This window comes from Cryobacterium sp. Y11 (assembly GCF_002929535.1).
In the GTDB taxonomy this organism is placed as follows: domain Bacteria; phylum Actinomycetota; class Actinomycetes; order Actinomycetales; family Microbacteriaceae; genus Cryobacterium.
Map to the genome: position 1 here is coordinate 20,935 of NZ_PJJO01000038.1, position 10,063 is coordinate 30,997.

Genomic DNA, 10,063 nt, shown 5'->3' on the forward strand with positions numbered 1-10,063 from the left:
CTTCCACCATAAACAGTGAACACCGGCTGTTGCTGAGAGTTGATGGACTTGGCGATAGGCGATAGGCGATAAGCGACCGGGTCGGGCCTCAGTATCCGCCCAGTGCTGAAGTCGGCAGGGACAGCGAAATCGGGCTGCAGACGGCGGCCGCATAGCTGGGGTGAACGACACACGTTCGGTGGCACTGAGCCTGGAGCTGTCGCCCTGGCCGTCGGTACCGTGCTGTTTTTCTGACTCAGAGTGATTGAGTCTGCTGGCTAAAATTGTCGTTGTAGAGAGCACGCGGGCCATGGGGGAGTTGGTGGCCGTAGAAATGCTCCGGCTGATCGAGGTGAAGGCCGACATTAGACTCGGGCTCGCGACCGGGTCGACGCCACTGCCGGTGCATACGGGGCTGGCAGCATCGTTTCGGGCGCACCACTCGACGTGTCGCGAGTGCGCGGATACACGCTCAATGAACCCGACTATTACCGCTACGTCTCGGCGAACAAGCCAGCCGGGCAAGGTATCTGAGCGCCGCTCGGGTGGCCAGGCGGCGCTATTGGGGCTTGCGGTAGCCGAGGGTGCGGGAGATATCGTCGGCTTTGCCACGCACGTTGGCACCGAGACGATCCAGGCCTGCCAGATCGAAGCGTTCGCGCGGCGTCGACACGCTCACGCCCGCCACGACCCGGCCGGTATTGTCCATGATTGGTGCGCCGACGCAGCAGATGCCCAGTTCGTTTTCTTCGAGGTCGGTGCTGAAGCCACGCGTACGGTCCTGGGCCAGCACCTTGCCGAGCGCGACGGTATCGACCGGTTCCTCGCGGCGGCTGTTGGTCTCGCGCAGAACGTCGTCGAGTGTCTCGACCGAGGAGTAGGCGAGAAATGACTTGCCGATAGCAGTGCTGAAGGCCGGTCCGGTGCCGCCGACCTGCGAAACCATGCGCACGCGCCTCGTGCTGTCGATCTTGTCGATGTAGACGATTTGCGGCGAAGCGAGCACACCGAGGTGGCAAGTTTCATTCGTCTCATCCCGCAGCGCAACGAGAAATGGGCGGGCCTCGCTGCGCACGTCGAGTCCGTCGAGAAATGCGCCCGACAGCACGAGGGTCGCGGCGCCCAGCGCCTGCAGGCCGTCGGGGGTCTCGCGCACCAGGCTTCGCTTGCGCAGGGTCGCGAGCAGGCGGTGTGCTGTCGTCATGGTGATGCCCGTTTCGCGGGAGAGTTCGGCGAGTCCGATGCCCTGCGGATGTGCAGCGAGCGTGAACAGAATAGTTCCGGCACGGTCCACCGCGCCGAGGCCCTCTGGCCCCTTACGCTCCGGTGCCGCGGAGGGCAGGTCGGTCTTCGGGCTCACTCGCGCTCCAGTGCTGTGCAATCGACATACTTTGATCGATCCCACTCTAGCGACCGGCCCAATACTCGCCCAATCGGAGAATATAGAATGCAATCTAATATTGTGGAATGGTCTTTCATAAAGTACAGTGATGATTCAGATCTGGCGGAGAGCGCAACCAGACCGGGTCAAAAGAGGGATACGACAGAGCCGTCATTCCTCGCTCGAATTGCCCGGTGCTGCAAGGCTCACGCACCACTGAAAGAAGAACACATGAAAATCACCAAGGTTCTCGGCTTCAGCATGACGGCGTTGCTTTCGGTTTCCCTCCTGGCCGGTTGTACTGCAGCCGCTTCAGACGGCGATGCCGCAGTGAACACAACGGTGCTGAAAGTTGCCTTCAACCAGAACGCGTCGCACCCGCAGGCAGTTGCCATCCTCGAGCTGAGTGACAAGCTCAAGGAAGGCACCAACGGGGCCTACGAACTCGAGCTCTTTCCCGACGAGCAGCTCGGTTCTCAGGCTGAGACCATTGAACTCGTGCAGACCGGCGCGGTCGATCTGGCGGTTGTGGCCGGCCCGTTGATGGAAGCCTTCAACGCCGACTTCGCCGTGCTCAACCTGCCGTACCTGTACGATTCTGCCGAACACCAGATGTCGGTACTCAATGAGCCCGACGTGACAGGCGACCTGTACAGCTCTCTGGCCGAGAGCGAGAGCCTGAGCGTCATCGGCGCATACCACGGTGGAATCCGCAACGTCTACACCGTCGATGGCCCGGTCGAAACGCCGGCCGACCTGGCCGGACAGAAGATCCGCGTCATCGCCTCGGACACCAACGTCTCCATGATGGAACTCATGGGCGGCGTCGGTACCCCGCTGGCCCAGGGCGAGGTGTACACGGCCATTCAGTCCGGCGTGCTTGACGGCGGCGAAAACAACGAGCTGATCTTTGCCGACCTGGCGCACTCCGAGATCGCCCCGTTCTACTCGTACACAAAGCACCTCATGATTCCCGACTACCTCATCGCGAACTCCGAAGTACTCGCCGCGTTCAGCGACGCCGATCGCGCGACCCTGGACTCCCTGTTCGCAGGCTCGGTCGTGAGCGAGCTCGCCGCCTTCGACGAGAAGGTCGTTGCCGCCAAGTCCAAGGCAGAGGCAGCCGGAGCCAAGTTCAACGAGGTCGACATCGAAGCATTCCGCGACGCCGTTGCGCCGCTGCTCGAGGAAAAGATCAACAACGATGTGACCCAGGCGATCTTCGACAAGGTCGAAGCCGCACGCTAGAGCGCCGCCGCTGCGACGGGAAGCAAGTGACATGACCAAGCTCAAGCAAGCCATCGACCGCGCACTGCGAACAATCTGCATTGCGTTGTTCACCGCACTGGTACTCCTCGCCAGCTGGCAGGTGATTACCCGGGTCGTTCTCAACGACCCGAGCGTGTGGACCGAAGAGGCCGCCCGATACACGTTCATCTGGCTCAGCCTGATCGGAATCTCGATCGCTACCGGTGAACGTGCCGACGTGGCCATTGACTTTGTCGTGCGCAAGCTTCCCGTCGCCGCGCAGCGGTGGGTCACCGCCGTGGCCTACCTCACCGCCCTGGCTTTCTCCATGATCATCATGATCTGGGGCGGCTATCTGAACGTTGTTCTCGGCTGGAACCAGGCCAACCCGGTGCTGCCGGTGAGCCAGGGAATGCTCTACCTCGCTGTTCCGATCGCCGGGGTGCTACTTACGTTCTACCTCTGCTACCACTTCATTCTCATTATCTCGGCCCGCGAAGACGCCGCAGCGCCGGAAGAAATGCAGGTCGAACTGTGAGTGACGCCCTGATCGTTTCCATCATCCTCATCGGCGGCATGGTGCTGTTGCTCACCATCGGTGCCCCGATCAGTATCAGTGTTGGCCTGCCGTCGGCCATCTCCACGATTTACGTTCTCGGATTCGAGAACGGTGCGATCGCCTCGGCCCAACGCCTGTTCAACGGCGTCAATTCGTTCGCACTCCTCGCCATACCCTTTTTCATTCTGGCCGGAGTGATCATGAATAACGGGGGCATAGCCATCCGTTTGATCAATCTGGCCAAGGTGATGGTCGGGCGCACACCGGCACCGTTGATTCAGACCGGCGTTCTGGCAAGCATGCTGTTCGGCGCGGTCAGCGGCTCGGCAGTGGCGACCGCCGCTGCTGTCGGCTCGACCACCGCACCGATCATGGCCAAGCAGGGTTACGATCGTGCCTTCGGTGCTGCGGCAAATGTGGCTGCCGCACCGAGCGGACTTCTCATTCCGCCGAGCAACACCCTCATCATCTACGCGCTCGCGAGCGGCGGCACCTCGGTGGGGGCGCTCTTTCTGGCCGGCTACATCCCCGGAATTCTCTGGGGACTCACCTGCATGGTCGTGGTCTACATCTACGCCCGCCGCCACCCCGAACTCAAGGCGGCGGCATGGGCTACCCCGCGCGAGGCCCTCAAGGTGTTCGTGCAGGCTCTGCCATCACTCAGCCTGATCGTGATCGTTATCGGCGGCATCGTCGGGGGCCTCTTCACCCCGACCGAAGGCGCGGCCGTTGCGGTTGTCTACTCGCTGGTGCTGTCGTTCATCTATCGCACCATTAAGTTCGGCGACATGCCGGGGATTCTGCTCGCGGCAACCCGCACCAGCTCGGTCGTTATTTTTCTCATCGGTGTGTCGACGATCATGTCGTGGGTGATGAGCTTCACCCGCATTCCCACGTTGCTCGCGGAGTCGCTGTTCGGCTGGACCGACAGCAAGATTGTCGTGCTGCTCATCATGATGCTCGTGCTGCTCATCATCGGTATCCCGCTCGATGCTACCCCGGCCATTTTAATCTTCACCCCGATCTTTTTGCCGATCGCCATGAGCTACGGCGTCGACCCGGTGCACTTCGGCATCATGATGGTCTTCAACCTGTCGATCGCTGTGATCTCGCCGCCATCCGCTCCAGTGCTCTTCGTTGGCGCGCAGGTCGCGGGCGTACCGATCGAGCCGGTCATCGTCAAACTGCTGCCGTTCCTGGCCGCGCTGATCGTGTTGTTGTTCATTATTACGTTCGTGCCGGACCTCTCACTCTGGCTGCCGCGCCTGCTCGGCTTCATGCCCTAGTTCGCATGACTGTCGCCCTCGAGACGGTCCCGACCGAAAGGCTCTTTGTATGAGAGACACCAAGTACCGGCACATTGCCGACCTACTGCGCGATTCGTTTACGGGTCTGAGCGATGGCAGTCGACTTCCGTCGGAGAAGGAGTTGGCGCAGCACTACGACGTGAGCCTGATGACTATCCGTCGCGCGATGGAAGTTCTCGACACCGAGGGGTTTGTCAACCGCATAGTGGGTAGCGGCACGTTCGTGCAGCGTCGGATCGTGGCCAAGGGTGACGTTCTCACGTCGTTCTCGGAAGATATGCGCATGCGTGGCCTGGAACCGTCGACGCGTCTGATCGGCTTTGAAATCGTTCCGGCAGCGGATGACGTCGTGCGCGATCTGCGACTGCGTTCCTCGGAGAAAGTGGTTGCGATCGAACGCCTCCGTCTGGCCGATGGCTTGCCGATGTGTCTTGAGGTTGCACACCTTCCTGCTCGGTTTGCCCACGCGCTCGAGTCGGGCGATCTAAACGGTTCACTGCACGAACTGCTCAGTGCCAGCGGCACGGTCGTCCTGACTGGCACCCGGCGCATCCGTGCGGTGTCGGTTGGCGATCGGGTGGCCACTCTGCTTGGCCTGTCCGGTTCTGAGCCGGCCCTGCAGATCGTGCAGGTGTTCTTCGATGCCCAGGCTCGACCCGTGGAACGCTCCAGTTCGCTGTTTCGCGCCGACCGCTACGAAGCATTTTCCCGGGTGCGCAAGGCTGATCCTCGCTAGTAGTCCGTCGCTGCCGCACCGGCTGACCCCCGATTCACCTCATCAATTCAATGCAGTAGAGAAGGAAGAAATTATGCAGAGTGCACGCTATACGGGCCAGGGTGCGATTAAGATCGCGGAGATTGTTCAGGTTGCGCCCGGCGCCGGACAGGTCCAGATCGCAGTCGCTTACACGGGTCTGTGCGGAACCGACCTGCACGTTCTTCACGGCCATATGGACTCGCGGGTGGAGCTGCCGGCGATTATCGGCCATGAAATGTCGGGCCGCATCGCCGCTATTGGCGATGGTGTGACGGAGTGGGCGATCGGTGACCCGGTCACCGTGATGCCGCTCGATTGGTGTAACGAGTGCCCGGCCTGCCTCGCCGGTAACCAGCACGTCTGCCAGAACCTCAACTTCATCGGCATTGATTCGCCCGGATCTCTCCAGGAACGCTGGAACGTACCCGCAAACGTCGTGGTGCGTCTGCCCGAGGGCCTGCGCCTCGACTACGCCGCGCTCGTCGAGCCGGTCGCTGTCGCGGTGCACGATGTGCGCCGCGCGTCGATCCAGGCTGGCGAGAAGGCCGTCGTCATCGGCGGCGGCCCGATCGGGGTACTCATCGCAACAACGGCCCGCCACTTCGGCGCCGAGGTCGTCGTTATCGAACTCGACGACAAGCGTCGGGCCGCTGTCGAAACCCTCGGCTTTGAGGTGCTCGATCCGAAAACCGTCGACCAGGTCGAATGGGTCACCAACTGGACGGGGGGAGCAGGGGCGGATGTGGTCTTTGAGGTTTCCGGAGCGGCATCCGCTGTCCTCGGTGCGACCAGTCTGTGCAAGGTTCGTGGTCGCCTCGTCGTGGTCGCGATTCATCCAGAACCACGGCCGATCGACCTTCAGCGTCTGTTCTGGCGCGAACTCACGATTATCGGCGCCCGGGTCTACGAACGCACCGACTTTGAAAAGGCGATCGAGATGGTCGCGGCCGACGTCGTGCCAGCCAGCCTCCTGATCACGCGCATCGAACCGCTTGAGAACACCGCCGCGGCGTTTGAGGCCCTCGCCTCGGGTCAGGCCATGAAGATTCTGATCGATTGCCAGCCGGCGTCGATCGACCACGCAACCGCAGGAGCGCAGCAATGACTACGAACCCCTTTGACCTAACCGGCAAGGTCGCCGTGGTGACCGGAGCTCGTCGTGGTATCGGCATGGCGATGGCCGAGGGTCTCGCCGCGGCCGGGGCGGACATTATCGGTGTCAGCGTCAACCTCGAACCGACCGGCAGTGAGATCTCGCGTCGCGTCGAGGCGCTCGGTCGCAGTTTCACTGCGTACCAGACCGATTTCGCTGACCGCGCGGCTGTGACCGCGCTCGGTGAGCAGTTGGCGGCCCGCCAGGTCGACATCCTGGTCAACAACGCGGGAACGATTCGGCGTGCCCCGGCCGCCGAGCACTCGGACGAGTTCTGGGACGAAGTCCTCGCGGTGAACCTGTCGTCGCAGTTCGTGTTGAGCCGCGCCGTGGGCGCTTCAATGCTCGCCAGAGGCAGCGGAAAGATCATCTTCACCGCCTCCCTCTTGAGCTTTCAGGGCGGAGTGAACGTGCCCGGCTATGCGGCAGCCAAGTCCGGTGTGACCGGGCTGGTCAAGGCGCTCTCGAACGAGTGGGCCGGCCGCGGCGTTACCGTGAACGCCATCGCGCCCGGCTACATCGCCACCGACAATACCCAGGCCCTGCAGGACGACGAAAACCGGTCGCGATCGATTCTCGAGCGCATCCCAGCCGGCCGATGGGGAGCCGCCAGCGACCTCGCCGGCGCAACGGTATTCCTGGCCAGCAGCGCATCGGACTACGTCACAGGCATCACCCTGCCGGTCGACGGTGGATGGCTCGGACGATGACCGCCCTCCTTCGCCTGGAACAGCTCGGTGTCATTCCCGTGGTCGTGCTCGATGACGTTGAACGGGCCAACGACCTTGCGGATGCCCTCGTGGCCGGTGGTCTGCCGGTTGCCGAGATCACCCTGCGCACCGGCGCCGGCCTGGCGGCGATTCGTACTGTCGCCGCACGCGGTGATGTGTTGGTCGGCGCCGGCACGGTGCTGACGGCCGACGAAGTCGACCTTGTCGTAGACGCCGGCGCAACCTTCGTGGTCAGCCCCGGGCTCAGCCTCGCCGTGGTCGAACGCTGCGTTGCGCGAGGCATTGCCGTGCTGCCGGGAATTGCAACTGCTACCGAACTCCAAGCGGCGGTCGTTGCCGGGCTTGATCACGTCAAATTCTTTCCGGCCGGAAAGTCGGGCGGGAGACCAATGATCGAGACCCTGGCCGAGCCCTTTTCGACCGTGCGATTCATGCCGAGTGGTGGCGTCAGCGCCGAGAACCTGGCCGACTACCTCGCCAGCCCCGCGATCTTCGCCGCCGGTGGTAGCTGGATGGCCAGCCGCGCGCACATCGCGGTGGGCGAGTTCGAGACGATAGCCCGGCTCAGCCGTGCGGCCGTTGACGCGGTGGCCCGGGTACGGTCGGGAGTGCTCGCGTGACGCTGGCGCGCATCCGCCCGGCTGCCGACTGCCGCTATGACGCCGTCTCGCTCGGCGAGGTCATGCTGCGCTTCGACCCGGGAGAGGGGCGGATTCGCACCGCCCGCAGTTTTAACGTGTGGGAAGGTGGTGGCGAATACAACGTTGCCCGAGGCCTGTCGCGCACCTTCGGCCAGCGCACGGCCGTGGCCACCGCGCTCGTCGACAATGAGCTGGGCCGGCTCACCGAGAATCTAATTCTCGGTGGTGGAGTCGACACCGCCCTAATCAACTGGCGGGGCTTCGACGGCGTCGGGCGGACCGCCCGTAATGCACTCAACTTCACCGAGCGCGGGTTCGGCCTGCGCGGTGCCATGGGCGTCTCCGATCGCGGGCACAGCGCAGCATCGCAGCTCACACCCGACAGCTTCGACTGGGATCACCTGTTCGGCGTGCTCGGCGTGCGGTGGCTGCACACCGGCGGCATCTTCGCGGGGCTCTCCGACACGACCTCAGCCACGGCCATCGCGGCGATGACCGCCGCTCGCCGCCACGGCACCATCGTGTCGGTTGACCTCAACTTTCGGCCGAGCCTGTTCACCGGTGAAGCAGATGCCGAACGCGCCACCCGCGTATTCACCCAGCTCGCCGAACACGCCGACGTGCTCGTCGGCGGGGCCACCGACTTCACCGACCGGCTCGGCATTGCTGAACCCGACAGCGACCGCGCCGACCGACTGGACCAGCTGGCCGCGCGCGTACTTGACAAATTTGCCGGCGTCAGCCTCGTTGCCTCGACAGTGCGCCGGGTGCACTCGGCCTCGGTCAACGACTGGAGCGCCCGTGCCCACGCCAGGGACGGCCAAGCGGTCACCTCCCGGGATTTCGCCGGCCTGCATATCATGGACCGCGTCGGCGGCGGCGACGGATTCGTTTCCGGGCTCATCTACGGCCTACTACAGGACAAGTCGCTCGCCGAAGCGCTCGAGTTCGGCGTCGCCCACGGCGCCCTCGCCATGACCACGCCCGGAGACAACTCCATGGCATCACTCGCCGAGGTCACGGCACAGGTCAACGGCACCGGCTCACACGTTCAACGCTGACAGCTGGCGCTCCCAATCGGGAGCGTCGGTAGTGCGTTCTAAAGCAGGTCAGCGGGGTGAACGTGGTCCATGTCGTCGAAGGACTTGTTCTCCCCGGCCATGGCCCAGACGAACGAGTAGCTCCCCGTACCAAAGCCGCAGTGCAGCGACCAGCTCGGCGAGATGACGGCCTGCTGATTGGCTACCACGATGTGTCGACTCTCGGTTGGCTCGCCCATGACGTGAAAGACGCGCTGCTCAGCGGCGACGTCGAAGTAGAGGTAGCACTCGGTGCGGCGATCGTGGGTGTGGGCGGGCATGGTGTTCCACATGTTGCCGACGCTAAGCTCGGTGACGCCCATCACTACCTGGCAGCTCTGTACGCCGTCGGCGTGGATGTATTGGTTGATGGTGCGCTTGTTCGAGGTTTCCAATGTACCGAGATTGCGCACGGTGCCCTCTCCGCGCGGTACGAGAACGGTGGGATAGCTCGTGTGCGCTGTCGCCGAGAAGAGGTAAAACGCGGCGGGGTCGGACGAACTGGTGCTCGTGAAGCTCACGTCGACGGCGCCGCGACCGATATAAAGGCAGGAGCCCTTCTCGAGCAGGTAGTCCTGGCCATCCACGCTGATGGAACCGGCGCTTCCCACGTTGACGATGCCGGCCTCGCGGTTGTCGAAAAAGTTTTCGCTGCGCAGAGCGTCAAAATTCGTCAAGCGGATGCTGCCGCTCACCGGCCGCGCGCCGGCGAGCACGATGCGGTCTTCGTGGGTGTAAGTGGCGCGCAACTCGTCATCCGAGAACAGGTCTGTGACGAGATAGTTCGCTCGGAGCGCCGCCGTGTCAAAGGTCTGGATCTGGGCTGGGTTGGTGGAGTGTCGCAGGTGCACAAGAGCCTCTCGTGTTCAGTAGTGGGGCTACCGGTTGCGGAAGCCCATTCCGTTAACTAGTTTAGGGCTCACCTGCGCAAGACGCTCGCGCCCAAGTCGCGGGCCGACAACGCTCGCTTCTTCGCCTCGCCCGATGAGGTGCCCTTGCATTGCATCACCCAGGAGCTCGGCACGATCCTGCCGCGAAATGTACCGGCGTTACGCACCGAGCTGGCCGTCGATGCCCCGGCAGCGCACGGACTAGCCAAAGAGGTCGCTGATCCAGCTTTCCTTCTTTTTGGGGCGGTAACCATCGAGCTCGCCGCGGTCGAGCCACACGCCCCGGCATTCGGGACAGTAGTCAATTTCTACGCCGCTGCGTTCGCTCATGACGAGGG

10 protein-coding genes and 1 pseudogene are annotated in these 10,063 nt (G+C 63.3%); 8 read left to right on the forward strand and 3 right to left on the reverse strand.

The genetic code is table 11. The features are described from left to right. Positions 1-538 precede the first annotated feature (538 nt). The gene (locus CXY75_RS01225) at positions 539-1,339 is read right to left on the reverse strand and encodes an IclR family transcriptional regulator (protein WP_146069312.1); all 801 of its coding nucleotides are present in this window, start codon (positions 1,337-1,339) and stop codon (positions 539-541) included. A 252-nt stretch (positions 1,340-1,591) separates the two neighbouring features. Between CXY75_RS01225 and CXY75_RS01230 the strand changes: the two genes are divergently transcribed. The 8 genes from CXY75_RS01230 to CXY75_RS01265 all read left to right on the forward strand — a co-directional run bounded on the left by CXY75_RS01230 (position 1,592) and on the right by CXY75_RS01265 (position 8,817). Beyond that, positions 1,592-2,608 carry a TRAP transporter substrate-binding protein gene (locus tag CXY75_RS01230; RefSeq protein ID WP_104081060.1) on the forward strand — a complete coding sequence of 339 codons (1,017 nt, stop codon included), beginning with the start codon at positions 1,592-1,594 and terminating at the stop codon, positions 2,606-2,608. A gap of 31 nt (positions 2,609-2,639) precedes the next feature. Next, positions 2,640-3,146: a TRAP transporter small permease gene (locus tag CXY75_RS01235; protein WP_104081061.1), complete on the forward strand. Its 507-nt coding sequence runs from the start codon at positions 2,640-2,642 to the stop codon at positions 3,144-3,146. Then, positions 3,143-4,453, forward strand: a complete 1,311-nt coding sequence (locus CXY75_RS01240) for a TRAP transporter large permease (protein WP_104081062.1) — start codon at positions 3,143-3,145, stop codon at positions 4,451-4,453. Before CXY75_RS01235 ends, CXY75_RS01240 begins: the two co-directional genes overlap by 4 nt. A gap of 49 nt (positions 4,454-4,502) precedes the next feature. Beyond that, entirely contained in the window at positions 4,503-5,210 is a 708-nt protein-coding gene (locus tag CXY75_RS01245) for a GntR family transcriptional regulator (protein ID WP_104081063.1), read from the forward strand. Positions 5,211-5,283: 73 nt separating this feature from the next. Further along, positions 5,284-6,336 (forward strand): zinc-binding dehydrogenase, encoded by a 1,053-nt coding sequence (locus CXY75_RS01250; protein ID WP_104081064.1) that lies wholly within the window; start codon positions 5,284-5,286, stop codon positions 6,334-6,336. Next, a complete protein-coding gene (locus tag CXY75_RS01255; RefSeq protein WP_104081065.1) occupies positions 6,333-7,094 on the forward strand; it encodes an SDR family oxidoreductase in 762 nt (253 codons plus the stop codon). Before CXY75_RS01250 ends, CXY75_RS01255 begins: the two co-directional genes overlap by 4 nt. Continuing rightward, on the forward strand, positions 7,091-7,735 hold the full coding sequence (gene eda / locus CXY75_RS01260) for a bifunctional 4-hydroxy-2-oxoglutarate aldolase/2-dehydro-3-deoxy-phosphogluconate aldolase (RefSeq protein WP_104081066.1): 645 nt from the start codon (positions 7,091-7,093) through the stop codon (positions 7,733-7,735). Before CXY75_RS01255 ends, eda begins: the two co-directional genes overlap by 4 nt. Beyond that, a complete protein-coding gene (locus tag CXY75_RS01265) occupies positions 7,732-8,817 on the forward strand; it encodes a sugar kinase (RefSeq protein ID WP_104081067.1) in 1,086 nt (361 codons plus the stop codon). Before eda ends, CXY75_RS01265 begins: the two co-directional genes overlap by 4 nt. A gap of 38 nt (positions 8,818-8,855) precedes the next feature. On the opposite strand, the gene kduI is transcribed toward CXY75_RS01265, so the two are convergent. Together kduI and CXY75_RS20885 are read right to left on the reverse strand one after the other, a co-directional pair. Then, complete coding sequence (gene kduI / locus CXY75_RS01270) at positions 8,856-9,686, reverse strand: 5-dehydro-4-deoxy-D-glucuronate isomerase (RefSeq protein WP_104081068.1); 831 nt, start codon at positions 9,684-9,686, stop codon at positions 8,856-8,858. Positions 9,687-9,977: 291 nt separating this feature from the next. Further along, positions 9,978-10,063 (reverse strand): annotated as a pseudogene (locus tag CXY75_RS20885) (zf-TFIIB domain-containing protein); the annotation flags it as partial.